General features: G+C 73.7%; 21 protein-coding genes. 16 read left to right on the top strand and 5 right to left on the bottom strand.

Annotated elements, in window-relative coordinates; genetic code table 11:
* Positions 1–551: ROK family protein (locus tag IE245_RS27925; RefSeq protein ID WP_189952449.1), on the bottom strand; the 551-nt coding region annotated here is incomplete at its 3' end.
* A gap of 171 nt (positions 552–722) precedes the next feature.
* Here IE245_RS27925 and IE245_RS27920 point away from each other — a divergent pair.
* The 5 genes from IE245_RS27920 (at position 723) to IE245_RS27900 (ending at position 6,457) form a co-directional block, all read left to right on the top strand.
* Positions 723–2,030, top strand: coding sequence for an ABC transporter substrate-binding protein (locus IE245_RS27920; RefSeq protein WP_189952447.1), 1,308 nt, complete (start codon positions 723–725; stop codon positions 2,028–2,030).
* An 11-nt stretch (positions 2,031–2,041) separates the two neighbouring features.
* Positions 2,042–3,034 (top strand): carbohydrate ABC transporter permease, encoded by a 993-nt coding sequence (locus IE245_RS27915; protein WP_189952445.1) that lies wholly within the window; start codon positions 2,042–2,044, stop codon positions 3,032–3,034.
* On the top strand, positions 3,027–3,911 hold the full coding sequence (locus tag IE245_RS27910) for a carbohydrate ABC transporter permease (RefSeq protein WP_189952442.1): 885 nt from the start codon (positions 3,027–3,029) through the stop codon (positions 3,909–3,911). Before IE245_RS27915 ends, IE245_RS27910 begins: the two co-directional genes overlap by 8 nt.
* A gap of 35 nt (positions 3,912–3,946) precedes the next feature.
* Positions 3,947–5,329 carry a GH1 family beta-glucosidase gene (locus IE245_RS27905; RefSeq protein ID WP_189952440.1) on the top strand — a complete coding sequence of 461 codons (1,383 nt, stop codon included), beginning with the start codon at positions 3,947–3,949 and terminating at the stop codon, positions 5,327–5,329.
* Positions 5,330–5,437: 108 nt separating this feature from the next.
* Entirely contained in the window at positions 5,438–6,457 is a 1,020-nt protein-coding gene (locus IE245_RS27900; protein WP_189952438.1) for a phosphotransferase family protein, read from the top strand.
* Positions 6,458–6,485: 28 nt separating this feature from the next.
* Here IE245_RS27900 and IE245_RS27895 read toward each other — a convergent pair whose 3' ends face one another.
* Positions 6,486–7,505 carry a LacI family DNA-binding transcriptional regulator gene (locus IE245_RS27895; protein ID WP_189952436.1) on the bottom strand — a complete coding sequence of 340 codons (1,020 nt, stop codon included), beginning with the start codon at positions 7,503–7,505 and terminating at the stop codon, positions 6,486–6,488.
* A gap of 190 nt (positions 7,506–7,695) precedes the next feature.
* Here IE245_RS27895 and IE245_RS27890 point away from each other — a divergent pair, with 190 nt between their 5' ends.
* From IE245_RS27890 to IE245_RS27870, 5 genes are all read left to right on the top strand, one after another.
* Positions 7,696–9,888, top strand: a complete 2,193-nt coding sequence (locus tag IE245_RS27890) for a discoidin domain-containing protein (RefSeq protein ID WP_189952434.1) — start codon at positions 7,696–7,698, stop codon at positions 9,886–9,888.
* Between the two features lie 122 nt (positions 9,889–10,010).
* Positions 10,011–12,179, top strand: a complete 2,169-nt coding sequence (locus IE245_RS27885; RefSeq protein ID WP_189952432.1) for a discoidin domain-containing protein — start codon at positions 10,011–10,013, stop codon at positions 12,177–12,179.
* Between the two features lie 145 nt (positions 12,180–12,324).
* A complete protein-coding gene (locus IE245_RS27880; protein WP_189952430.1) occupies positions 12,325–13,416 on the top strand; it encodes a DUF1996 domain-containing protein in 1,092 nt (363 codons plus the stop codon).
* Between the two features lie 39 nt (positions 13,417–13,455).
* Complete coding sequence (locus tag IE245_RS27875) at positions 13,456–14,862, top strand: GH1 family beta-glucosidase (RefSeq protein ID WP_189952428.1); 1,407 nt, start codon at positions 13,456–13,458, stop codon at positions 14,860–14,862.
* 67 nt (positions 14,863–14,929) lie between these two features.
* Positions 14,930–15,100 (top strand): hypothetical protein, encoded by a 171-nt coding sequence (locus tag IE245_RS27870; RefSeq protein WP_189952426.1) that lies wholly within the window; start codon positions 14,930–14,932, stop codon positions 15,098–15,100.
* Between the two features lie 12 nt (positions 15,101–15,112).
* Here IE245_RS27870 and IE245_RS27865 read toward each other — a convergent pair whose 3' ends face one another.
* Both IE245_RS27865 and IE245_RS27860 read right to left on the bottom strand, forming a co-directional pair.
* Positions 15,113–15,685, bottom strand: a complete 573-nt coding sequence (locus IE245_RS27865; RefSeq protein WP_189952424.1) for an HAAS signaling domain-containing protein — start codon at positions 15,683–15,685, stop codon at positions 15,113–15,115.
* Positions 15,682–16,056, bottom strand: a complete 375-nt coding sequence (locus IE245_RS27860) for a PadR family transcriptional regulator (protein WP_189952422.1) — start codon at positions 16,054–16,056, stop codon at positions 15,682–15,684. The genes IE245_RS27865 and IE245_RS27860 overlap by 4 nt, the downstream gene beginning before the upstream one ends.
* A gap of 111 nt (positions 16,057–16,167) precedes the next feature.
* Here IE245_RS27860 and IE245_RS27855 point away from each other — a divergent pair, with 111 nt between their 5' ends.
* Together IE245_RS27855 and thpR are read left to right on the top strand one after the other, a co-directional pair.
* Positions 16,168–17,217, top strand: a complete 1,050-nt coding sequence (locus tag IE245_RS27855; protein WP_189952420.1) for a hypothetical protein — start codon at positions 16,168–16,170, stop codon at positions 17,215–17,217.
* 97 nt (positions 17,218–17,314) lie between these two features.
* Positions 17,315–17,944: an RNA 2',3'-cyclic phosphodiesterase gene (thpR, locus tag IE245_RS27850; RefSeq protein ID WP_189952418.1), complete on the top strand. Its 630-nt coding sequence runs from the start codon at positions 17,315–17,317 to the stop codon at positions 17,942–17,944.
* 6 nt (positions 17,945–17,950) lie between these two features.
* Here the strand turns inward: thpR and IE245_RS27845 are convergent, their stop codons facing one another.
* A complete protein-coding gene (locus IE245_RS27845) occupies positions 17,951–18,811 on the bottom strand; it encodes a maleylpyruvate isomerase family mycothiol-dependent enzyme (protein ID WP_189952415.1) in 861 nt (286 codons plus the stop codon).
* 309 nt (positions 18,812–19,120) lie between these two features.
* On the opposite strand from IE245_RS27845, the gene IE245_RS27840 reads away from it, so the two are divergent.
* The 4 genes from IE245_RS27840 to IE245_RS27825 all read left to right on the top strand — a co-directional run bounded on the left by IE245_RS27840 (position 19,121) and on the right by IE245_RS27825 (position 25,424).
* Positions 19,121–19,798: an aspartate/glutamate racemase family protein gene (locus IE245_RS27840; RefSeq protein WP_189952414.1), complete on the top strand. Its 678-nt coding sequence runs from the start codon at positions 19,121–19,123 to the stop codon at positions 19,796–19,798.
* A 70-nt stretch (positions 19,799–19,868) separates the two neighbouring features.
* Positions 19,869–22,127 (top strand): telomere-associated protein Tap, encoded by a 2,259-nt coding sequence (gene tap / locus IE245_RS27835; protein WP_189952412.1) that lies wholly within the window; start codon positions 19,869–19,871, stop codon positions 22,125–22,127.
* Positions 22,128–22,137: 10 nt separating this feature from the next.
* Positions 22,138–22,689 carry a telomere-protecting terminal protein Tpg gene (gene tpg / locus IE245_RS27830; RefSeq protein WP_189952481.1) on the top strand — a complete coding sequence of 184 codons (552 nt, stop codon included), beginning with the start codon at positions 22,138–22,140 and terminating at the stop codon, positions 22,687–22,689.
* Positions 22,686–25,424: a DEAD/DEAH box helicase gene (locus IE245_RS27825; RefSeq protein WP_268256596.1), complete on the top strand. Its 2,739-nt coding sequence runs from the start codon at positions 22,686–22,688 to the stop codon at positions 25,422–25,424. Before tpg ends, IE245_RS27825 begins: the two co-directional genes overlap by 4 nt.
* The last annotated feature ends 18 nt before the right edge of the window (positions 25,425–25,442 follow it).

Below are 25,442 nucleotides of genomic sequence, written 5' to 3'. Positions count from 1 at the left end.
AGCGGGACGGCGTCCCAGCCGATCGTCTGGCCGTGCACGACCGCCCCGTCCGCGCCGGTGTGCTCGACGATGCCGGGGACGCCGATGCCCACGCCGAGCAGCCGCTCCGCGGAGACCTCCGCCGTGCGCAGCACCTCCGCGATGCCGTCCCGGAGGTGATCGACGACGACCCCGACCTCGTACCGCCCCGTCCGCGGCCCCGACGTCGCGAGCGGGCGCTCCGTGCGGGCGAGTTCGGTCAGGGCGAGGTCGAACAGCTCGATCCGGACCCGCGTCTCGCCGATGTCGACGCCGATCATGCAGCCGCTGCCCGGGGCGATCCGCAGCAGGGTGCGGGGGCGCCCGCCGGCCGAGTCGACGCTGCCGGCCTCCTCGACGAGGCCCTCCGCCACCAGCTCCGCGACCACGTTGCTGATCGAGCCGGAGGAGAGGCCGGTCGCGGGGCCCAGCATCAGCCGGCTCATCGGGCCGTCGAAGTAGAGCCTGCGCAGCACCGCGGTCCGGTTCTCGCGCCGCAGGTCGCGCACCGTGCGGCCACTCTTCGCGTGCACTCTCGTCCCCGCCCCTCGTAGTCGTCCGCTGCAACATACCCGCACGACAAGCCTTGACGCGACCTTCTCATGGGGTTTAACTCACATCCTAAATTAAGCCGACGCGGCGGAGAGCGGTCCGGGCGCTCCCCCTGTCGGTACTCCCGCCTTCCCTGAAAGGGACCAGGAGCCATGCGCAGAATCAGAGCCGCCGTCACGGGTGCCGTCACCCTCTCCCTCGTCCTCACCGCGACCGCCTGTGGCGGCGGAGAGGACGGCGGCGGCCAGGCGACGAAGACCCTCACCTACTGGGCCACGAACCAGGGCTCCAGCCTGGAGGTCGACAAGAAGGTCCTCCAGCCCGAGCTGGACGAGTTCGAGCGGAAGACCGGCATCAAGGTGAACCTGGAGGTGATCCCGTGGTCCGACCTCCTCAACCGGATCCTCACCGCCACCACCTCCGGCCAGGGCCCGGACGTCCTGAACATCGGCAACACCTGGAGCGCCTCCCTCCAGGCCACCGGCGCCCTCCTGCCCTGGGACGCGAAGAACTTCGAGGCCATCGGCGGCAAGGACCGCTTCGTCGACTCCGCCCTCGGCTCCACCGGCGCCCCCGGCAAGGACCCGGCCGCCGTCCCGCTCTACTCGATGGCCTACGCCCTCTACTACAACAAGCAGATGTTCAAGGACGCCGGCATAGCCAAGCCGCCGACGACCTGGGACGAGGTGGTCGCCGCCGGCAAGAAGCTCAGCAAGGACGGCAAGTGGGGCATCGGAGTCGAGGGCTCCAACCTCTCCAACAACATCCACCAGGTCTTCGTCCTCGGCAAGCAGCACGGCGCCGACTTCTTCACCGCCGACGGCAAGCCGGACTTCACCTCCGACGGCGCCGTCGCCGCCGTCAAGCAGTACGTCGACCTCATGGCCACCCACAAGATCGTCGCCCCCGGCAACGCCGAGTACGCCCAGAACCAGTCCCTGAGCGACTTCGCCAAGGACAAGACGGGCATGGTCCTCTGGCAGACCCCGTCCCAGACCTTCGCCTCCCAGGGCATGTCCGAGGAGGAGTGGGGCGTCGTCCCCGCCCCCGTCCCCTCCGGCGAGCCGGGCACCGGCACCGCCACCAACTCCATGGTCGCCGGCATCAACATGGCCGTCTTCAAGAACACCGAGAACCTCGACGGCGCCCTGAAGTTCGTGGAGTTCATGACCAGCGACGAGGAGCAGATCGCCCTCAACAAGACCTACGGCTCCGTGCCCCCGGTCAAGGCCGCCCAGAAGGACCCGGCCTTCTCCGGCCCGTCCCTCGCCGTCATCCGCGACACCCTCGCCACCAGCGCCGCCGCCCTCCCGCAGGTCCCGGAGGAGTCGCAGTTCGAGACCGTCGTGGGCACCGCCGTCAAGGAGCTCTTCGCCGACGCCGCCGCCGGCCGCCCCGTCACCACCGAGTCCGTCAAGGCCAAGCTCGACAAGGCCCAGCAGCAGATGCCGAAGAAGTAGGCACCGGCCCCATGACCCAGACCGCCGTCACCCCCGCGCGGGAGCCGGCGGTGCGCAAGGCCACACCCGGAGGGGCGCGCACCGCACGCCGCTCCGGGCGTCGCCGCCTCGCACTGCCCTATCTGCTGCTCCTGCCCGCCCTGCTCCTCGAACTCCTCGTCCACCTCGTACCGATGCTCATGGGCATCGTCATGAGCTTCAAGGAGCTCACCCAGTTCTACATCCGCGACTGGGCCGCCGCCCCCTGGTCGGGACTGGACAACTTCTCGGTCTCGCTCGACTTCGACGCGGCCGTCGGCCAGTCGCTGCTCAAGTCCTTCCTGACCACCTGCCAGTTCACCGTCCTCTCCGTCGGCCTGTGCTGGCTCCTCGGCACGGCCGCCGCGGTCCTCCTCCAGGAGAACTTCCGCGGCCGGGGCGTCCTGCGGACCCTGTTCCTCGTCCCGTACGCGCTGCCCGTCTACGCCGCCGTCATCACCTGGGCGTTCATGTTCCAGCGCGACAACGGCCTCATCAACCACGTCCTGCACGACCAGCTCGGCATCGGCGACAGCCCCGCCTTCTGGCTCATCGGCGACAACAGCTTCTGGGCCCTGCTCGCCGTCTCCGTCTGGAAGGGCTGGCCCTTCGCCTTCCTCACCGTCATGGCCGGCCTGCAGAACATCCCCCGGGAGATGTACGAGGCCGCCGCCCTCGACGGAGCCGGCGTGTGGAAGCAGATCCGGCACATCACCCTGCCGTCCCTGCGCTCCGTCAACCAGGTCCTCGTCCTGGTCCTCTTCCTGTGGACCTTCAACGACTTCAACACGCCGTTCGTCCTCTTCGGCGAGGCGGCCCCGGAAGCGGCGGACCTCATCTCGCTCCACATCTACCAGTCGTCCTTCCAGACGTGGAACTTCGGCACCGGCTCGGCCATGTCCGTGCTCCTGCTGCTCTTCCTCCTCCTCGTCACGGGCGTCTACCTCCTGCTCACCACCCGCGGAAGGAAGACCTCCGATGTCTGACGCCGCCCACGGGCGGGCGCCCCGCCCGCGTTCCCCGATGGCCCCGCCCCGCTCCTTCCTGTGGACCCGGCGGATCGTCCTCGCCCTCCTCACCGGCTTCGTCCTGCTGCCGGTGTACGTGATGGTCTCCAGCTCGCTGAAGCCGCTGGAGGACGTCTCCGGGAAGTTCGAGTGGATCCCCTCGACGTTCACCCTGCGCCCGTACGCGGACATCTGGGAGACGGTCCCGCTCGCCGACTACTTCGTGAACTCGATCGTCGTCGCCGGCGCCGCCACCGTCCTCTCCGTCGCCGTCGCGGTCTTCGCCGCGTACGCCGTCAGCCGCTACGCCTTCCGCGGCAAGCGGGTCTTCACCGTCACCGTCCTGTCGACGCAGATGTTCCCCGGCATCCTCTTCCTGCTGCCGCTCTTCCTCATCTACGTCAACATCGGCAACGCCACCGGCCTCGCCCTCTTCGGCTCCCGCGAAGGCCTGATCCTCACCTATCTGACCTTCTCGCTGCCCTTCTCCATCTGGATGCTCACGGGGTACTTCGACTCGATCCCGCGCGAGCTGGACGAGGCGGCGAAGGTCGACGGCTGCGGCCCGGTCAAGGCACTGTTCCGCGTGATCGTCCCGGCCGCCCGCCCCGGCATCGTCGCCGTCGCGATCTACGCGTTCATGACCGCCTGGGGCGAGGTCCTCTTCGCCTCCGTCATGACCAACGACACCACCCGCACCCTCGCCGTCGGGCTCCAGGGCTACGCCACCCAGAACGACGTCTACTGGAACCAGGTGATGGCCGCCTCCCTCGTGGTGAGCGTCCCCGTCGTCGCCGGGTTCCTGCTCCTCCAGCGCTACCTCGTCGCCGGCCTCACCGCGGGTGCGGTCAAGTGACGCCCCCTCAGCCCCGTACCGCAGAAAGGCACCCCGTGTCCGACCCCACCGCCGCGCCGCTCGACCTGACGGCCTTCCCGCCCTCCTTCTCCTGGGGGACGGCGACCTCCGCCTACCAGATCGAGGGCGCCGTCGCCGAGGACGGCCGCGCCCCCTCCATCTGGGACACCTTCTCCCGCGTCCCCGGTGCGATCGACAACGGCGACCACGGCGACGTCGCCTGCGACCACTACCACCGCTGGCGCGAGGACATCGCCCTGATGAAGGAGCTCGGCACCGACGCCTACCGGCTCTCCATCGCGTGGCCGCGCGTCGTCCCCGGCGGCGACGGGCCCGTCAACAAGGCCGGACTCGACTTCTACGACCGGCTCGTCGACGGCCTCCTCGACGCCGGCGTCACCCCGTCCGTCACCCTGTACCACTGGGACCTCCCGCAGGCCCTCCAGGACCGGGTCCGGGACAGCCACGGCGGATGGACCGAGCGCGCCACCGCCGAGCACCTCGCCGCGTACGCCTCCGTCGTCGCGGAGCGCCTGGGCGACCGGGTCACCCGGTGGGCGACCCTCAACGAACCGCTCTGCTCCGGCTGGATCGGGCACCTGGAGGGCCGGATGGCCCCGGGCCTGACCGACCTCACGGCCGCCGTCCGCGCCTCGTACCACCTGCTCCTCGGCCACGGCCTCGCCGTCCAGGCCGTCCGCGCCGCCGCACCCGGTGCCCGCGTCGGCCTCGTCACGAACCACTCCACCGTCGAGCCGGCCTCCGGCCGCCCCGAGGACCTCGCCGCCGCCCGCCGCATGGACGGCCACACCAACCGCTGGTGGCTCGACCCGGTCCACGGACGCGGCTTCCCCGCCGACATGCGCGAGCTGTACGGCGTCGAACTCCCCGAGCGAGCGGGGGACATGGACCTCATCGCCGCCCCGCTCGACTGGCACGGCCTCAACTACTACTTCCCGGTCACCGTCGCCGACGACCCCGAGGGCCCGGTCCCGTACGCCCGCGAAGTACGCCTCCCGGACGTGCCCCGCACCGGCATGGACTGGCAGATCGAGGCGGCGGGCCTGGAGAGCCTGCTGCTGCGGCTCACCGAGGAGTACGGCGTCCGCGAGCTGTACGTCACCGAGAACGGCTCCGCCTTCCCCGACGCGGTCGGCCCCGACGGTGCCGTCCACGACCCCGACCGCACCCGCTACCTGGAGCAGCACCTCGCCGCCTGCGCGAGCGCCGTCCGCAAGGGCGCCCCGCTCGCCGGCTACTACGCCTGGTCGCTCCTGGACAACTTCGAGTGGGCCTACGGCTACGACAAGCGCTTCGGCCTCGTCCACGTCGACTACGCCACCCAGAAGCGGACCGTGAAGACCAGCGGCCGCCGCTACGCGGAGCTGATCCGCGCCCACCGGGAGCCGCGCGGCTGACCCGCCGCCGCGACCGCCCGGAAGGCCGCCCGCCGACGGCGGGCGGCCTTCCGCGCCGTGCCCGAGCAGGGCACCATCCCTCACCGGGCCGCAGACGAGGAGAGTCCCATGACCGACACCACCGTTCCGCGCTCCCGGCGAGGGGGAGACGACACCGCCGAGCGGGTGTGCCGTGTCCTCGGGCCGGTGACGGTCGTCCGGAGCACACCGCTCTCCGGAGGCCTCTACAACTCCGCCGACCTCGTCGAGCTCCAGGACGGAAGGCGCCTGGTGCTCAAGACCGCACCCGAGGAGGGGGCGCCCGCCCTCGCCCACGAGCGGGGCCTCCTCGGTACCGAGGCGCTCTTCCACCGCCTCGCCGCGCGGGCCGGCGTCCGGGTCCCGGCCGTCCTCCACCACGAGCCGGCCGGGGCGGACACCCCCGCCGAGTGGCTGCTCCTCACCTACCTCGACGGCGCCACCTGGGACGCCTCCCGCGCCGAGCTCACCCCGGCCGACACCGCCGCGCTGCGCCGCCGGCTGGGGGAGGCCCTGGCCCGCGTCGCCTCCGTCACCGGACCGGTCCACGGCTACCCCCGGCCCGCCCTGGGGCTCTGCGCGCCCGACTGGCCCGGCGCGTTCACCGCCATGCTCCACGCCGTCCTCGCCGACGCGGACCGGTTCGGCGTCGCCCTGCCCGTCCCGGCGGGACTCCTCGGCGGGCTGCCCGCCCGGTTCGGCCACCGCCTCGCCGAGGTCGACCGTCCCGCCCTCGTCCACTTCGACGCCTGGCCGGGCAACCTCGTCCTCGACCGGACCGGAGCCGGCCCGTGGCGCCTGAACGGCCTCATCGACGGGGAACGCGCCTTCTTCGGCGACCCCCTGGCGGAGTTCGTCGGGCTCGACCCGCTCGGCTCGGCCGAGGACGATCCCGACTTCCTGGCCGGTTACCGCTCCGTCGCACCCGCCCTGTCCCTCGACGCCGGTGCGCGGATCCGCCTCGCCCTCTACCGCGTCTACCTGGCTCTGGTGATGCGCGTGGAATCCGTCCCGCGCTCCTACGAAGGGGAGTTCGCGTCCTGGCTCGACACCTGGTCCGCCGAGCGGGTCACGGAACAGGCCGCCCTGCTGGACTCGCTGGGGGAGTGAGCCGCGGGGCGGCGTGCGGGAAGCCGCGTCAGGCCGACGCGCGGACGACCAGGGCCGGCTCGAAGACCTTCGAGCCGGCCCGGGGAGCGCTCCCGTCCAGCTGTCCGAGGAGCAGCCCGGTCAACGCGGCCGCCATCTCCTCCACCGGCTGCCGCACGGTGGTCAGCGGGAGGGCGGCGTCCCGGGCGGCCACCGAGTCGTCGAATCCGACCACGGCGACGTCCCCGGGCACGGCGAGGCCCCGCTCGGCGAGGTGGCGGCAGGCGCCGCGGGCCATCAGGTCGTTGGCGGCGAACACCGCGTCGACGTCCGGGTGCCGTGCGAGCAGGCGGGCCATCGCGTGTCGCCCGCTCTCCTCGGTGAAGCGGCCCCGTTCGACCGGCACGGCGGTCACGCCGCGGCTCGCGAGCGCGGCCGTGAAGCCGTCGAGCCGCTCGCGCGCGGTCGGGGCGGACACCGGGGCGGCGATGACCGCCGGCCGGCGCCGCCCGACGGCCCACAGGTGCTCGGCCGCGAGCCGTGCGCCCGCGCCGTTGTCCAGGTCCACCCAGCCGCAGCGGACCCCGGCGCGCGGCCGTCCGAAGAGGACCGTCGGCAGCCCTGCCGCCACCAGCAACCCGGGCAGCGGGTCGTCCTCGTCGAGCGGCACCACGACGGCCCCGTCGGCGCCGCCGCGCCGCAGGTAGTCGACGAGCTGGAGGCGGGCCGGTTCGGACTCGGCGACGAGCAGCACCGGCTGGACCGCGCGCTCGCGCAGCACCGGGAGCACCCCGTCGACCACGCGTCCGAAGAAGGGGTCGGAGAAGAGGCGGGCGGTGAAGGAGCCGCCGGTCGCCGACAGGACCAGGGCCACCGCGCCGGTACGCCGGGTGACCAGCGAGCGGGCGGCCTGGTTGGGGGCGTAGCCGGTGCGGGCGACGGCCGCGCGGACCGCGTCCTGGATCTCCGGAGCCACGTTCCGCACGCCGTTGACCACGCGGGACACCGTGGCGCGCGACACCCCCGCCTCGCGTGCGACGTCCTCAAGGGTCGGTCCTCGATTCCCCATCCACGCACTTTATCGGTGCGGTGTGTCCGGTGGGTGTGCAGACGCCGCCGCGCGGCCGCCGCCTCCGATCGATGCTTAATGCAAGCCAAAAGAAAAGTCATGTCGCATGCCTTGACCGTCGAGTCGCCCCGCATGCAAGGTTTCGGAGAGCGCTCTCCCATGTGTCCGCCACGTATCACCGAGGAGATCCATGTCCTCCGTTGGGTCCCCGCCGCCACGCCGGCGCCCCGCGTCCCCCCTCCGCCGCACCACGATCGGCGCCCTCGTCGCCTCCCTGGCCGGCACCCTGCTCGCGGTCGTCCCCACGACCGCGGCCCAGGCCGCCGAGACCCTGCTCTCCCAGGGGAAGACGGCCACCGCCTCCACCGTCGAAGGAGCCGTCTTCCCCGCCTCCGCGGCCGTCGACGGCGACCTCGGCACCCGCTGGGCCAGCCAGTGGCAGGACCCCCAGTGGCTCCAGGTCGACCTCGGCGCCAGCCGGCAGCTCAGCCGGGCCGTCCTCACCTGGGAGGCCGCCTACGGCAAGAGCTACCAGATCCAGGCCTCCGACAACGGCACCGACTGGCGCACCGTCACCGCCGTCTCCGCCGGCGACGGCGGCACCGACGAGGTCACCCTCTCCGGCTCCGGCCGCTACGTCCGCATGAACGGCCTCACCCGCGGCACCGGATACGGCTACTCCCTCTGGGAGTTCCAGGTGTACGGCTCCACCGACGGCACCGGCCCGACGCTGCCCGGCGGCGGCGACCTCGGCCCCAACGTGCACGTCATCGACCCGTCGACCCCGAACATCCAGGGCAAGCTGGACCAGGTGTTCCAGGAGCAGGAGTCGGCCCAGTTCGGCTCGGGCCGTCACGCCTTCCTGTTCAAGCCGGGCACGTACAACAACCTGAACGCGCAGATCGGCTTCTACACCCAGATCGCCGGCCTCGGGCTGCGCCCGGGCGACACCGTCATCAACGGCGACGTCACCGTCGACGCGGGCTGGTTCAACGGCAACGCCACCCAGAACTTCTGGCGCGGCGCCGAGGGCCTGACCCTCAACCCGGTCAGCGGCACCAACCGGTGGGCGGTCTCGCAGGCGTCCTCCTTCCGCCGCATGCACGTCAAGGGCGGCCTCAACCTCGCTCCGAACGGCTACGGCTGGGCCTCCGGCGGCTACATCGCCGACTCCAAGATCGACGGCCAGGTCGGCAACTACTCGCAGCAGCAGTGGTACACCCGCGACAGCTCGATCGGCGGCTGGTCCAACAGCGTCTGGAACCAGACCTTCTCCGGCACCGAGGGCGCGCCCGCGACCTCCTTCCCCGAGCCGCGCTACACCACGCTCGACACCACCCCGATCTCCCGCGAGAAGCCCTACCTCTACCTCGACGGCGGCGAGTACAAGGTCTTCGCGCCGGCCAAGCGCGTGAACGCCCGCGGCACCACCTGGGCCAACGGCACCCCGCAGGGCGAGTCCATCCCGCTCGGCCAGTTCTACGTGGTCAAGCCGGGCACCACCGCCGCCACCATCAACCAGGCCCTCGCCCAGGGCCTGCACCTGCTGTTCACCCCGGGCGTCTACCACGTCGACCAGACCATCAACGTGAACCGGGCGAACACGATCGTGCTCGGCCTCGGCCTCGCCACGATCATCCCCGACAACGGCGTCACCGCGATGCGGGTGGCCGACGTCGACGGCGTCCGGCTCGCCGGCTTCCTGATCGACGCGGGCCCGGTCAACTCCCCGACCCTCCTGGAGATCGGCCCGCAGGGCGCCGGCGCCGACCACGCCGCCAACCCCACCACCGTGCAGGACGTGTACATCCGCATCGGCGGCGCCCACGTCGGCAAGGCCACCACCAGCATGGTCGTGAACAGCGACGACGCCATCATCGACCACACCTGGGTGTGGCGCGCCGACCACGGCGAGGGCTGGGGCTGGGAGACCAACCGCGCCGACTACGGCGTCCGCGTCAACGGCGACGACGTGCTGGCCACCGGCCTGTTCGTCGAGCACTTCAACAAGTACGACGTCGAGTGGTACGGCGAGCGCGGCCGCACGATCTTCTACCAGAACGAGAAGGCGTACGACGCCCCCAACCAGGCCGCCATCCAGAACGGCGCCACCAAGGGCTACGCCGCCTACCGCGTCGACGACTCCGTGAACACCCACGAGGCGTGGGGACTCGGCAGCTACTGCAACTACAACGTGGACCCGACCATCGTCCAGGACCACGGCTTCAAGGCGCCCGTCAAGCCCGGGGTGAAGTTCCACAGCCTCCTGGTGGTGTCCCTCGGCGGCATGGGCCACTACAACCACGTCATCAACGACACCGGGGCGTCCACCATCCCCGCCGGCACCTCCACCGTGCCCTCCACCGTCGTCCACTTCCCGTGACGACCCGCCGGGGCGCGGCGCCCGCCGCCGCGCCCCGGCCCTCCCACCCCTTCCGGGCGACGCCCCGTCCCGCCGCGCCGCCCGGAAGGACGACCCCTCCCCCTCCCCGTCCAGGAGCCTTCATGACCACCGCCCCGACCGCACGAAGGCGGGCCCGCGCCACGGCCTCGCTCGTGTCCCTCGGCGCCCTGCTCGCCGCCTCCGTCACCGTGCTCACCGCGGCGCCCGCCACCGCCGCCGAGACCCTTCTCTCCCAGGGGAGGACCGCCACCGCCTCCTCGGTCGAGGGCGCCGGCTACGCCGCGTCCGCCGCGGTCGACGGCAACCTGACCGGCACCCGCTGGGCGAGCCAGTGGACGGACGCCCAGTGGCTCCAGGTCGACCTCGGCGCCCGCAAGGACCTGAGCCGCGTCGTCCTGACCTGGGAGGGCGCCTACGGCAGGAACTACGAGATCCAGGCGTCCGACAACGGCACCGACTGGCGCACCCTGAAGACCGTGACGGGCGGCGACGGCGGCACCGACGACCTCGCCGTCTCCGGCTCGGGCCGGTACGTCCGCATGCAGGGCCTCGCTCGTGCCACCGGATACGGCTACTCCCTGTGGGAGTTCCAGGTCTACGGCACTGACGGCGGAACCAACCCCCCGCCGGCCGGCGCGGTGAGGGTGACCGGCTCGCAGGGCGACTGGCGGCTGACCGTCGGCGGACAGCCGTACACGGTCAAGGGACTCACCTGGGGCCCGGCGATGGCCGACGCCCCCCGCTACATGCCGGACCTGAGGTCGATGGGCGTCAACACCCTCCGCACCTGGGGGACCGACGCCTCCAGCAAGCCCCTGCTCGACGCCGCGGCCGCCCAGGGCCTGAAGGTGATGAACGGCTTCTGGCTCCAGCCGGGCGGCGGACCGGGCTCGGGCGGCTGCGTCGACTACGTCACCGACACGACGTACAAGAACACCATGCTCACCGAGTTCGCCAAGTGGGTCGACACCTACAAGTCCCACCCGGCGACACTGATGTGGAACGTCGGCAACGAGTCGGTCCTCGGCCTGCAGAACTGCTACAGCGGCACCGAGCTGGAGAACCAGCGCAACGCGTACACGACCTTCGTCAACGACGTCGCCAAGAAGATCCACTCCATCGACCCCGACCACCCCGTCACGTCCACGGACGCGTGGACCGGCGCCTGGCCGTACTACAAGCGCAACGCCCCCGACCTCGACCTGTACTCGATGAACGCCTACGGCGACATCTGCGGGGTGCGCCAGGACTGGATCGACGGCGGGTACGACAAGCCGTACCTCATCACCGAGACGGGGAACGCCGGCGAGTGGGAGGTGCCCGACGACGTCAACGGCGTCCCCGATGAGCCGACCGACGTCCAGAAGGCCGAGGGCTACACGAAGGCCTGGGAGTGCGTCACCGGGCACCGGGGCGTGGCCCTGGGTGCGACGATGTTCCACTACGGCCTGGAGCACGACTTCGGCGGCGTCTGGTTCAACCTCCTCCCGGACGGTCTGAAGCGGCTGTCGTACTACGCGGTGAAGAAGGCGTACGCCGGCTCCACCACGGGTGACAACACCCCGCCCGTCATCACGAACATGACCGTCAGCACGCCCACGGCGGCCCCGGCCGGCCGCGAGTTCACCGTCCGCGCCGACATCCGCGACCCCGACGGCGACCCGATCACCCCCAAGATCTACCTCAGCGGCAACTACGCCAACGGCGACAAGCGCCTCGTCGACGCGCGGTGGCGCTCCCTGGGCAACGGCACCTTCGCCGTCACCGCTCCCGAGAAGCTCGGCGTCTGGAAGGTCTACATCCAGGCCGAGGACGGCCGCGGCAACGCCGGCATCGAGACCAAGTCGGTGAAGGTCGTCGCCCCTCCCGTCAGCGGCACGAACCTCGCCCTGAACAGGCCCACCACCGCCTCCTCCGCCCAGGCCTCCTACGGCGACTGCCCCTGCCCCGCCTCCCACGCCACCGACGGCAACCCCTCCACCCGCTGGGCCAGCGACTGGAGCGACCCGCAGTGGATCCAGGTCGACCTCGGCTCGGCCAAGCCCATCCGCACCCTCCAGCTCGTCTGGGACCCCGCCTACGCCAAGTCCTACGAGGTGCAGGTGTCCGACGACGGCACCACCTGGCGGACGGTGCACACCACCACCACGGGCAACGGTGACGTCGACACCGTCGAGACCTCCACCACCGCCCGCTACGTCAAGCTCCAGCTGACCGCCCGGGGCACCGGCTGGGGCTACTCGCTCCACGAGTTCGGCGTCTACAGCTGACGACCCGGGCCTCCCTGACGGGTGGCGGGGCCCGCCGCTCGGCCCCGCCACCCCGGCACCACCGCACGAAGCGCAACCGCCACCCCATCAGTCGCGTGGCGTCCCCGCGTTCACGCGCACCCACCCCCACGGGCAGGAGATCCCCATGAGATCGAGTCCGAAGCGGCTCTCCGTACTCCTCGTCAGCACGGCCCTCATCGCCGGCGCCCTCGGCATCGGCACGGTCGCCCAGGCCACGGACCCCGAGGGCGGCGTCCCGCCCGCCGTCGCCGCGGCCGTCCACCACGTCGGGCACCGGATGGCCGCCTCCACCCAGGCGTCGGGCGACGACGCCGACGGAGACGGGTACATCCCGGCGAACCCGCCGGTCACCGGCGTCGTCCCGTCCACGGCCACCCCGCCCCCGGCCTACCACCACGAGTTCCAGGCCGGCTGCGCCGTCTCCCACACCGCGCCGGACGACCCGATCGTCTACCCCGGCCAGTTCGGCAAGTCCCACGACCACACGTTCATGGGCAACACCTCCACCGACGCCGCCAGCACCACCGGCACGCTCCACGGAGGCACCACCACCTGCAAGGCACCCGCGGACGCCTCCGCCTACTGGATGCCCTCGCTGTACAACGGCGACCAGAAGATCCTGCCCGTCGGCCCGCAGGTCATCTACTACAAGGCGGGCGTCACCGACTACCGGAGCGTCCGGCCCTTCCCGAAGGGACTGCGGTTCGTCGTCGGCAACCCGATGCAGACCGAGCAGCAGTTCCGGAGCCACAAGGGCTTCGTCGAGGGCTGGGAGTGCGGTGACAGCTTCTTCAACACCGACATCCCGGCGAGCTGTCCGAGCCGGCCCGACGTCCAGCTCAACCTCCGCATGCAGGCGCCCAGTTGCTGGAACGGCCTGCACCTCGACACGCCCGACCACCAGAGCCACATGGCCTACCCGGTCGTGAAGCCCGGTACCAACGACAACATGTGCCCGGCCTCCCACCCGGTCGCCCTGCCGATGATCGAGTTCAAGATGGCCTGGCCGGTCAACGGCGACATGAGCCGGGTCCGCCTGGCCAGCGGCCGCGGCTACTCCTTCCACTACGACTTCTTCAACGCCTGGGAGGAGCGCACCCTCAAGGCGCTGGTCGACCACTGCATCAACGGCGGCCTCCAGTGCGACACCCGGGGCTTCGACCTGTACCGCCCCGAGCGCGGCACGGTGCTGAACGCCGACCACGTCCTGCCCTGACCCCGCCCCCGTACCGCCACCACCGGAGAGCGCCCATCCATGTCCGCCGACGCCCGCTTCCCCGCCGACGACGCCCTGATCGCCCGCCTCCCGCCCGACTTCCGCATCGGCGCCGCCACCTCCGCCTACCAGATCGAGGGCGCCGTCGCCGAGGACGGCCGGACCCCCTCCATCTGGGACACCTTCTGCCGCGTGCCCGGTGCGATCGACAACGGCGACACCGGCGACACGGCCTGCGACCACTACCACCGCATGCCCGAGGACGTCGCCCTCATGGCGGACCTCGGGCTCGACACGTACCGCTTCTCCGTCTCCTGGCCGCGCGTCCAGCCCGGCGGGCGCGGCCCGGCCAACCCGAAGGGACTCGCCTTCTACGACCGGCTCGTCGACGCGCTCCTCGACCACGGCATCACCCCCTGGCTCACCCTCTACCACTGGGACCTGCCCCAGGAGCTCCAGGACGCCGGCGGCTGGCCCGCCCGCGACACCGCCCACCGCTTCGCCGACTACGCCGCGCTCGTCCACGACCGGCTCGGCGACCGCGTCACCCACTGGACCACCCTCAACGAGCCGTTCTGCTCCGCGGTCCTGGGGCACGTCGAGGGCGTCCACGCGCCCGGCGGACGCTCCCTCGCCGACGGCGTCGCCGCCGTCCACCACCTGCACCTCGCCCACGGCCTCGCCGCCCGACGGCTGCGCGCCGAAGCCCGGCGCCCGCTCGACCTCGCCGTCACCCACCTGCTCGGCACCAGCGCCCCCGCCACCGACAGCCCCGCCGACCGCGAGGCCGCCCGCCGCGCCGACGCCTTCGGCTTCCGCTTCTACCTCGACCCGATCCTGCGCGGCGGCTACCCCGACGACCTGATCGCCGACCTCGCGGCACACGGCGTCGAGATCCCGGTCCACGACGGCGACCTCGCCGCCATCGCCACCCCCATCGACACCCTCGGCGTCAACTACTACCGCTCGATGCGCAGTTCGGGCACCGACCAGCACGGCTCCACCACCGACGCCCAGGGCCGCCCCGTCACCCGCAACCTCCCGCACGGTGGCCTGCCCGTCACCGGACTCGACTGGGAGGTCATGCCCCACGACCTCACCGACCTGCTGCTGCGCATCGCCCGCGACTACCCCGGCACCCCCGTGGTCGTCACCGAGAACGGCGCCGCCTACGACGACGTCCCCGACGCCCGCGGACGCGTCGACGACCGCGACCGCACCGCCTACCTCTCCGCCCACCTCGCCGCCGTCGCCCGCGCCCGCGAGGCCGGCGCCGACGTCCGCGGCTACCTCGCCTGGTCGCTCCTCGACAACTTCGAGTGGGCGTACGGCTACGCCCAGCGCTTCGGCCTCGTCCGCGTCGACTACGCGACCCAGACGCGCACGCCCAAGCGCAGCGCCCACTGGCTGCGCGACACGGCCCGCCGGGTGCGCGGCACGGCCTGAGGACGGAATTGCGGGCGGTCGGCCCGGGGCGGACGATGAGAGGAGAGGGGGCCGAAGGAGTGACGTCATGGCCGAAGAGCAGGGCGACCCGCACGCCGCCTGGACCGAACGACTGCTCGGCCTCGGCTCCGGCATCCCGCTGACGGAAGCCAGGTCGTTCGTCCGCGACCTCTACCTCCACGCCCAGGCCGGCCTCGACGCGGAACGCGCCGAGGCCGAGGCCGCCCGCGAGGAGTAGGCGCGCGGGCGGTCAGACGCGCAGCGCCCGCGTCAGGACGAGCGCGCCGGAGACCGGCACGCCGATCGCGAACACACCGATCACCAGCAGCTCCACCGGACCGACCCAGCCGCCGGCGAGGAACAGCCCGCCGAGGAGCAGCAGCACCGGTACGGCCAGAGCCGTGGCCGTACCGATCCGCTTGTGCCGGGCGTCCCACAGCGGGGTCTTCCACAGCAGTGCGAGTCCGATGGCCAGGACCAGGGCGCCCGCGAACGGGGAGCCGAGGATCAGCAGGCCGCCGAGGGCGGGCAGGACCGCGATGATCCGGGCGGCCTGACGGCCGGCGAGCGGTCCGGTCGGCACGGCGGTGACCGCGGTGGCCGGCGCCCCCTCCTCGGCGAGCGCGGAGGCGGCCACCGTACGGGGCTCGCCCAGCTCGGCGAGGACGGCGCGGACCGCCTCGTCGTCACGGGCCTCGCTCACCTCGATGTGCTCGCGGAGGTCCGCGAGGAGTTCGGCCCTGCGCTCGGCGGGGAGCCCGGCGGTCTCGCGGGCCACGGAGTCGAGGTAGGCCGCGACGAGCGGGTGGTCGATGGCGTTCATGCGGTGTCCCCCTGCGGGTCGTTGAGGAAATGGTCGACGGCGTCCCGGAAGCGTGGCCACGCCCCGGCGAACTCGGCGAGCGCGGTCCGGCCGAGGGGCGTCAGAGCGTAGTAGCGGCGCGGCGGCCCACTGGGGGACTCGCGCAGCTCGGTGTCGACGAACCCCTCCCGCCGCAGCCGCGACAGGAGGGGGTAGATCGTGCCCTGGCTGGTGGTCATCACGCTCACCGAGGCGAGCTCGGCGAGGAGTTCGACGCCGTACTTCGGCTCGTCCCTGAGCAGCGCGAGGACGCAGTGCTCGAGCACGCCCTTGCGCAGCTGGCTGGGGACCCTTCCCCCGCCGTCGTCGTTCTTTGCGTCACCAGGAACCATGCAATGCAAGATAGCGCCGGGGGGCGTCGCCGACAAGCCGCCACCCGACGGGAACCGGCCGCTCCGGCCGGACGTGTTACGGGGGACGGTGCCGAGACGAGGGGAGACGTGGTGACCGCGAACGCGACCAGGATCGACGGGGACGCACTGGTGCTGGGGGACGGGGTGCGGGTCCGTTTCATGCGGACGCTGCGGCTGCCGGAGACCGGCACCCACCGGTTGCCGCCGGGCCTCGGCACCTTTCCGCTCCGCCGGGTCGAGGACTACCCCGGCACCGTGCCCGAGCAGTGGCGGGCCAAGGGCGGCGTGATGCTGCCGGTCCACCTCCGTGAGGCGATGTGGCTGAGCTTCGCCGGCAGCCCGGAGCCCACCGCGCTCCAGGTCGGCGTCGGCAAGGTCTGCGCGGTCTCCGGCGAGAAGTGGACCGGGAAGCTCTCCCGGCGCCCGCAGAACTACGTGGTACTGCCCCGTCAGCCGTGGCTCGACGGCATCAACTCCGGCAAGGGCACGGTGCGCCAGTTCGTCGCCGTCCCGCTCGGCACGGGCGCCACCGTCGAGGGCCAGGTCACCGGCGAGGAGACCGTCGGCGGCCTCCAGCTCCAGGCCTTCCCGCTCAACCCGAAGCTCCGCGCCGCCTGGCGCGAGGAGCAGCGGCGCCTCGCCGAGGAGCGGGCCCGCCGCCTCGCCGCGTCGCCCCCGCAGGCGTTCGGCGGCTACGGCGGCCCGCCGCCGATGGCGATGGCCGCCCCCGCGGCCCCGCCGCCCGCCGCCGCGGCCATGGGCATCGGCGCGGGCGGCACCATGCGGCAGGAGGTGTACAAGGACGACCGCGCCTCCCGGGACTGGTCGGACACCCCCGAGGCCCGCGTCTTCGTCCACCTGGTGACGCCGCCCGAGTGGCGCCGCATCACCGGCGAGGAGCCTCCGCCGTCGCCGGCCGACCGCGCCGCCTACACCCGCGCGGGCCTCCCCTGGTTCGACTACGACGACCCCGACGGCACCGACCTCGCCCCCTCCGACGCCCTCGCCGACGTGAAGCCGGTGGGGGACTGGCTGGGTGACGACCTCGACCCGTGGGCCCCGCCGGCCCCGTGGCAGGTCAAGCCGGTCGGCCCGCCGCCGCCCCCGCCGGGCGCCCCGGTCGCCGACGGCGACTGGTGAACCCGCCGGGCGGGACCCGCCACGGGACGACCGCCTGGCCGCCCGGTAGCGGGACCCGCCCGCACGGCCCCGGCTCCGGCACGGTACGAATCGTTCCGTGAACGACTCGCCCCGCCCCGCCGCCACCCCCGCCACCATCCGCGTCTTCATCGCCCTGGCGCCGCCCGACGACGCCAAGGACGAGCTCGCCCGGGCGCTGGCGCCGGCCTACGCGGCGTACCCCGGGATGCGCTGGAACCGGATCGAGGACTGGCACATCACCCTCGCCTTCCTCGGTGAGCTCCCGGCGGCCGTGGTGCCCCGCCTCCACGCGCCGCTCGCCGAGCTCGCCGGGGAGCGCGGGCCGCTGGAGCTCTCGCTCCGCGGCGGCGGGCAGTTCGACTCCCGCGTCCTGTGGAGCGGGATCGCGGGCGACGTCCCCGGCCTGCACCGGCTCGCCGACGACGTACGGGAACGAGTCAAGGAGGCGGGGATCGCCTACGAGGGGCGTCCGCTGCGACCGCACCTGACGCTGGCCCGGGCCCGTCGGGGCGACCTCACCGGCGTGCCGGCGGCGGTCGGGGTGCTGGACGGCTTCGAGGGCCGCGCGTGGCCGGCCGCGCGGCTCCACCTCGTCGGCAGCGACGACGCCCGGGGCCCGGCCCCGGTCCGCTACCGGGACATCGACTCCTGGCCGTTCACCGGAACGGGGACCGGGACCGGACGCGGGACCGGAGCCGGCGTCTGAGGCGTCTCAGGGTGCGGTGATCAGTCGGCTCAGTCGCGTCGCGAGCCAGGGCCGGGGGCCGCCGGCCCGCATCCGGCCCCGCGCGATCGCCTTCCAGATCGGCAGCCTGCCGAAGGAGACGAGCAGGAACGCCGTCGGCGACGCCACGATCCGGCAGTCGTACGCGCGCGGCCCCGGGTCCCGGGTGACGGTCACCGCCTCGTCCGCCACGTCGACGGCGAGTCGCGGCCCGCCCTCCAGCACCAGGTCGAAGGCGATCCGCACGCCCTTCGCCTTCTCCGCGTCCAGGGCGAGCGGCATCATCGTCACCATCGCCTGGCCGATCACCAGCGCGGCCTCCGCCGGGGGGACGGTCCACGGCCGGCGGGCGCCCCGGGCGATGTCGAGCCCGTGGAGCAGGGTCTCGCTGAGCACGAGCCCCGTCGCCGCCGCGAGCGGGACGGTCCGCCCCGGCCCGTACCAGGGTGCGGGGACCGGAGTCCCGGGCGCGAGCCCCGCCGAGTCCCGCAGGAAGGCCGCGCCCCGCTCGGCGAGGATCGCGCCGAGGCGCTTGCGCTCCTCCCCGGCGATGAGGCCGATGGACAGCGCGTTCACGGCGGCGATCCGTTCCCCGAACGACCCTTCCCGGCCCGTGAGCAGTCCGTCCCAGTCGACGCCCCCGTCCCCGGTCACCGCGGAGCGGTACGCGAGGTACACGGCGGCGAGGTGCGCGCCGACGTCCCCCACGGACCACCCCGGAAGCCCGGACGGCACCTCCCACGCGTCGATCCCGTCGGCCAGTCGCACCAGGCGCCCGACCGCGCCCTCCAGCGCGGCCCGCGTCCGCTCGTGCTCGGCCACCGGATCGAACGCCGTGACGACACCCATGCGACTTCCCCCCAAGGCTGTGGACGGCCCCGCACGTTACCGTCGAGTAGCCCCGTGCGACAGCCCCCACGCGCCACGAACCGGCCCGCAGGACTCCGAAGTTGCGCGAGCGGTCCGGCAGCGCGGCCTCGGCGGCCTCCGAGCGGGCCCGCCGCCGTCCTCACCGCCACCGTCCGCTTGCCCTGCGCCACCGCCGGACGGGCCCTCCTCCGGCTCGGGTCGACCGGTCGACGGATACGCTCACGCGATCCCCGGGCTCGTCCCCGACACGCGGAAGCCCGGCCGCCGCCCCGAGAAGGAGACGCCCGCATGGCCCTCGTCGCCCTCGTCAACCCCAACACCGACCGGGCCACGACCGCGACGATGGCCGCGATCGCCCGCCGCACCCTGCGCCCGGAGGACGGCTACGAGGTCCGGGGCGTCACCGTCGCCGCCGGCCCGCCGATGCTCGTCGACGAGGAACTGCTGCGCGCCTCGGTCCGGCACGTCCTCGACGCCGCGGACGCCCTCCTCGCCGCCCCGGAAGGCCCCGAGGTCGCGGCCCTCGTCGTCGGCGCCTTCGGCGACCCGGGCGTCGAGGACCTCCGCGCCCGCACCACCGTCCCCGTCATCGGCATCGCCGAGGCCGCCCTGCGCGAGGCCGGCGCCGACGGCCGCCGCTTCGGCATCGCCACCACCACCCCCGGCCTGGCCGCCGCGATCGACGCCCGCACCGCCCGCCTCGGCTGGTCCGCCCAGTACACCGGCGTCCGGCTCACCCCCGGCGACCCGCACCGGCTGGCCGCGGACCCCGCCGAGATGACGGAGCGCCTCGCCGACGCCGTGGACCGCTGCGTGAGGGAGGACGGCGCCGAGGCCGTCGTCATCGGCGGCGGCCCCCTCGGCGAGGCCGCCGAAGCCCTCCGCCACCGCTTCCCGGTCCCGGTCGTCGGCCCGGTCCCCGCCGCGAGCCGCGAGGTCCGCCGCCTCCTGGAGGGCACCGGCTGAACCGGGCGCCGGGCGTGGCCGGGGATATGTCCAGGGATAAATTCGATAGGGTCGCGGTGGAGGTGGCACCGTGCCCGAGGAAGGCGTTCTGTTCCAGGCCGTGGAGGCGCTTCTGGCCGGCGGGCCGGAGTTCCCCCCGCCCGCCGAGCGGGCCCGGCTGCGTGTCGCCGCCGGCGTCACCCAGGCCGGCCTCGCCGCCGTCCTGGAGACCTCGACCCAGACGGTCAAGAACTGGGAAGCGGGCCGCAGCGAGCCCCGGCCCCCTCGCCGCGCCCCCTACCTGGCCCTCCTGAAGGGCTGGGCGGAGAAGTACCCCTTGCCGCCGGAGACGGCGGAACACGTACGGGTCGCCGACCCCGAACCCGTACCCGCCGAGGCCGCTCCCGCTCCCGTTTCCGAGACCGCCCCGGCCCCGGTCCCGGCGAAGCCGCCGGTCAAGAAGGCGGTGTCCGCCCAGCGGGCGGCGATCGCGCGGAAGGCCGCCCTCGCCAAGAAGGCGGGCTCGGGAAGGAAGGCGGCGGCGGGGCGGCGGGGCTCGGCCGGCGTCGACCCCCGCTTCGCCCACGGCCCCCTCGCCGTCATCGACCTCGGCGCCGACGGCGACGCGGCCCCCGTCGCGTACTGCGTCGGCGGCCTCGTGCTCGACGTCCCCGCCCGTTCGCTGCCCGAGCTGGTCGCATGGGCACTCGGCGAGGCGCGGCTGGGGGCGCCGCGCCTGGACGCGGCGGGGTGGGACGCCGATCCGGTGCTCGTCCTCACCCGGTCCGCGCTCGCGCACTACGGCCTGCCGGTCGAACTCACCGACGACGAGCGGATCGAGGGCCGCCTCCCCGCCGGCCATCCGGCGGTCAAGGAGATCGAGCGGGCCGACTGGCGGCTGACCCGGCGCGGCTTCGGCCCGTGGGCCCGGATCTACCGGCCCGCCCAGGGCGGCCGCCGCCTCTGCGCACAGCTGTGCATCCCGTCGTGGCGCGCGCTCGACACCCGCTCCTGGGGCGACTCCGCCGAGCTGCCGCCCGCCGAACTCGCCCGCGTACTCGGCCTGTACGCCTCCCGCGTGATCACCCCGCGCGGTTCGACGGCGGTCACGGGCCTGGAACTGATGACCGCGCTGCGCCCGCCGACCCGCGCCTCCGACCCGGACGAGGAGGGGCGCCGGCACAGCGTCCACAACGCCGGTTCGCTCGGCAAGGAGCCGATGGACCCGCCGCCGTGCGAGGCGGTCGACGGGCACCCGGTCCTCGCCGGCCTGCCCCGCTTCCACGTGCGGGGCCCCGAGGAGCGGATCTTCGAGGAGGCGTACGACTGGGCGCGGGAGCTGACGGACGAGGAGTGCCTGAAGCCGCACCTGGTCGGCATCGACGTCAACATGGCCTTCGGCGCCGCCGCGAACGGCGCGCTCATCGGCCTCGCCCAGCCCCCCGTCCACGTCGTCCACCCGGACTTCGACCCTTCGGTGCCGGGTTCCTGGCTGGTCGACCTGTCCCACGTCGACCTCTCCCGCGTACGCCTCGGCACCCGCACCCGCACCGGCGCGGACGCGGGCGGCGACCGCGACGGGTGGACGCGGCTGCGCGGGGAGCTGCTGCCCAGCCCCTTCACACCGACCGGCGAGACCCCCGCGGGCCCGGCCTGGTACGCCACCCCGACCGTGGCGTACGCGGTCGAACTCGGCTACGAGGTCGCCCCGTCGGAGGCCTGGGTGCGCCCGGAGGCGGGCCGCTATCTGGACGAGTGGTACCGGCGGCTGCGGAACGCGTACGTGGAGACGATGGCGGACCTCGGCGTCGGCGGCGACCTCGACCCCGCCGCGTACCTGGCGGCGATGGACGGGTACAAGCGCCGCGACCCGGAGGCCGCGATCGTCCTCGACGCGATCAAGAACACCGTGAAGGGCGGCATCGGCAAGCTCCAGGAGAAGGCGCGCGGCGACGGCTGGCGGCCGGGCAAGCCGTGGCCGGCGCTCGCCCGTCCCACCTGGCGCCCCGACATCCGCGCGGTCGTCATCTCCCGGGCGAGGATCAACATGCACCGCAAGATGGTCGCGCTCGCCGCCGCCACCGGCAGCTACCCCGTCGCGGTCCTCTCCGACTGCGCGGTGTACGCCGCCGACGGCCCGTCCCCGCTGGACGTGCTGCCGCACACCCCCGAGGGCAGGACGATCCCCGGCTCCTTCCGCATCGGCGTCTCCCCGGGCATGGTCAAGCACGAGGGCACCCGCACCCCGCTCTGGGCGGAGCGCCTGCGCGACGAGACCGGCGACCCGCTCCTGAACCTGGCCCGCTACATCAAGACCGGCGACCGCACCGGCCCGGACACGGGGGAGTAGGACGATGGTGGTGAGATCGGTCGGCGAGGGCCTGGACCGGGTCCTCGACAAGGCGGTCACCCGCAAGCCGCCGCAGTCGGCGGGCGCGCAGGTCCGCTTCCTGGTGAAGCAGCTCAAGGGCACCCGGGCGGTGGCCGCCCTCCTCGGCGTCTCCCAGCGCACCGTCGAGCGGTACGTGAAGGGCGAGATCAAGAGCCCCCGCCCCGAACTCGCCGCCCGCCTGCGGGAGGAGACCCGCAGGCGTTGGCAGCCGAGGGTCAAGGCGAAGGCGCGGCGGGCCGCCGGCACCACCGACGGCCTGATGATCGACGTCCGCGCGAGCCTGGGCTACGCCGCCCCGGCCGGCACCACCGACGAGGCCCGCGAACGCCACCTCACCCTCGCCCTCCCCCCGCACCACGCCGAACGCATCTTCGCCGCCCGGGAGCAGGGCGAGCACGACATGCGCCGGGCCGTGGCCGAGGCACTGCGGGACGTCTACTTCCAGCAGCGCGGCACCCGCGCCGCGAGCCTGGAGGAGGTCCGCATGCTGAACGTCGAGCACATCGAGTTCGACCTGTGACCGCGGCACCGGCGACCGTCCGGCTGCGCGAGCACCAGGCCGCCGGGCTCGCCGCCATCCGCGCCTGGACCGTCCGGGCCCGGCGCCGGACGCCGCGCCCGGACGGCGAGCGGGCCACGTACGTGTCGGCCACCGGCTCCGGCAAGACGTACACGGCCGCCTCCGCCGCCCTCCGCTGCTTCCCCGGCGGGCGGATCCTGGTCATGGTCCCGACGCTCGACCTGCTCGTGCAGACCGCCGAGGCCTGGCGCAGGATCGGCCACAAGGCCCCGATGGTCGCCGTCTGCTCGCTCGACCGCGACGAAGTCCTCGACCGGCTCGGGGTGCGGACCACGACGAACCCGCTCCGGCTCGCCCTGTGGGCCGGCCGCGGTCCGGTCGTCGTCCTCGCCACGTACGCCTCGCTCGTCGACCGCGACGCCCCCGGGGGATTCGACGGCCTCGACGGTTTCGAGGGCCTCGCGTCCGACGGCCCGGCGGGCGTCCGGCAGGTCCGCGGCCCCCTGGAGTCGGCCCTCGCCGGCGGACCGCGGCTGTACGGGCAGCGGATGGACGGCTTCGACCTCGCCGTCGTCGACGAGGCGCACGGCACGGCCGGCGACCGGTCACGCCCCTGGGCGGCGATCCACGACAACCACCGCGTCCCCGCCGCCTTCCGCCTCTACATGACCGCCACACCCCGCATCCTGGCCGCCCCGCGCGCCGGCGCGGAGGAGGCCGCGATCGCGTCGATGGAGAGCGACCCGGACGGCACCTACGGCGAATGGATCCACGAGCTCGGCCTGGCGGAGGCGATCGCCCGCGAGATCCTCGCCGGCTTCGAGATCGACGTCCTGGAGATCCGCGACCCGGACCCCCATCCGGTCCCGGTCCCGGTCCCGGTCCCGGACCCGAATTCGGACCCGGATTCGGATTCGGACTCGGGCGCGGAGCCGGATTCGGGCGCGGGCCCCGGTCCTGCCGAACAGGCCCTGCGCGGCCGGCGCCTCGCCCTCCTCCAGACCGCGCTCCTGGAGCACGCGGCCCGTCACAACCTGAAGACGGTGATGACCTTCCACCACCGGGTGGAGGAGGCCGAGGCCTTCGCCTCCCGACTTCCCTCGACCGCGGCCGAGCTGTACGCGACCGAGCCCACGCTCACCGCCCTCGCCGACGCGGAGCGGATGCCCCCGTCGTCCATCGACGCCCGCCTCTACGACCTCGACCCCGGCCGCCACGTGCCGCCGGACCGGGTCTGGTCGGCCTGGCTGTGCGGAGACCACCTGGTCGCCGAACGCCGGGAGGCCATCCGGCAGTTCGCGAACGGCGTCGACGCCGCGGGCCGCCGCGTCCACCGCGCCTTCCTCGCCTCCGTGCGCGTCCTCGGCGAAGGCGTCGACATCACGGGGGAACGCGGGGTGGAAGCCGTCTGCTTCGCCGACACCCGCGGCTCGCAGGTCGAGCTCGTCCAGAACATCGGCCGCGCCCTGCGCCCCGACCCGGACGGCACCGCCAAGACCGCCCGCATCCTCGTCCCCGTCTTCCTCCGGCCGGACGAGGACCCGCGGGACATGGTGGCCTCGGCGTCGTACGCCCCTCTGGTCGCCGTCCTCAACGGCCTGCGCTCGCACTCCGAACACCTCGTCGCCGACCTCGCCTCCCGCGGCCGCACCCGCGGCGCCCGCACGGTTCACGTCCACCGCGAGGCGGCCGGCCGGCCCGGTGCCGCGGACCCCCGGGACACCGGAGCCGAGCCGTCGCCGCTCCTCCGCTTCGCGACCCCGCGCGACCCGGCCACCGTCGCCGCCTTCCTCCGCACCCGTGTTCACCGCCCCGAGTCCCTGGTCTGGCTGGAGGGCTACCAGGCCCTGCGCCGCTGGCGCGCCGACCACGGCATCGAGGGCCTGTACGCCGTCCCGTACGACACGGAGACCGCACTCGGCGCGACCGGAACGTTCCCGCTCGGCCGCTGGGTCCACCAGCAGCGCAAGAACCTCCGGGCCGGCACCCTGGAGCCGTACCGCAAGCAGCGGTTGGACGACGAGGGCATGGTGTGGGAGCCCGGCGACGAGGCCTGGGAGACCAACCTGGCCGCCCTCCGCTCCTACCACCGCGCCCACGGCCACCTGGCACCCCGTCAGGACGCCCGCTGGGGCGGGACCGACCGCGACTCGATCGCGATCGGCCGCCTCGTGGCCAACCTCCGCCGCCCGGGCGCCCTCGGCAAGGACCCCGAGCGCGCCGCCGCGCGCGCGGCCCGGCTGGCGGAGATCGACCCCGACTGGAACTGCCCCTGGCCCCTCGACTGGCAGCGCCTGTACCGGGTCTGCGCCGGCCTGGCCGCCGACGAACCCGACGGCCGCCTCCCCGCCATCGCCCCGGGCGTCGTCTTCGACGGCGACGACCTGGGCGCCTGGCTCGCCCGCCAGCACCGCGCCTGGCCCGGACTGGCCGAGGAGCAGCGCCGCCGCCTCGCCCTCCTGGGCGTGGCGCCGCCCGAGCGCCGTGCCGCCGCGCACCCGGCTCCGGCCCCGACCGCGGCCTTCGCGCGCGGCATCCGGGCACTCGCCCAGTTCACGGCCCGGGAGGGCGCCGGCGCGGCGCCCGCCCGCGGTCACGTCGAGACGCTCGTGGTGAACGGCGAGGAGCACCTCCACAAGCTGGGCGTCTGGTACGCCAACGTCCGCCAGCGGCGCGCCCGCCTCACCGCCGCCCAGCGCGCGCGCCTGACGGCCCTGGGAGTCCCCTGGGCGTGACCGGGACCGCTTGCTCCG

It is taken from the genome of Streptomyces roseolus, from assembly GCF_014649855.1.
Lineage (GTDB): Bacteria > Actinomycetota > Actinomycetes > Streptomycetales > Streptomycetaceae > Streptomyces > Streptomyces roseolus.
This window is presented reverse-complemented; position numbering and strand designations above follow the sequence as displayed.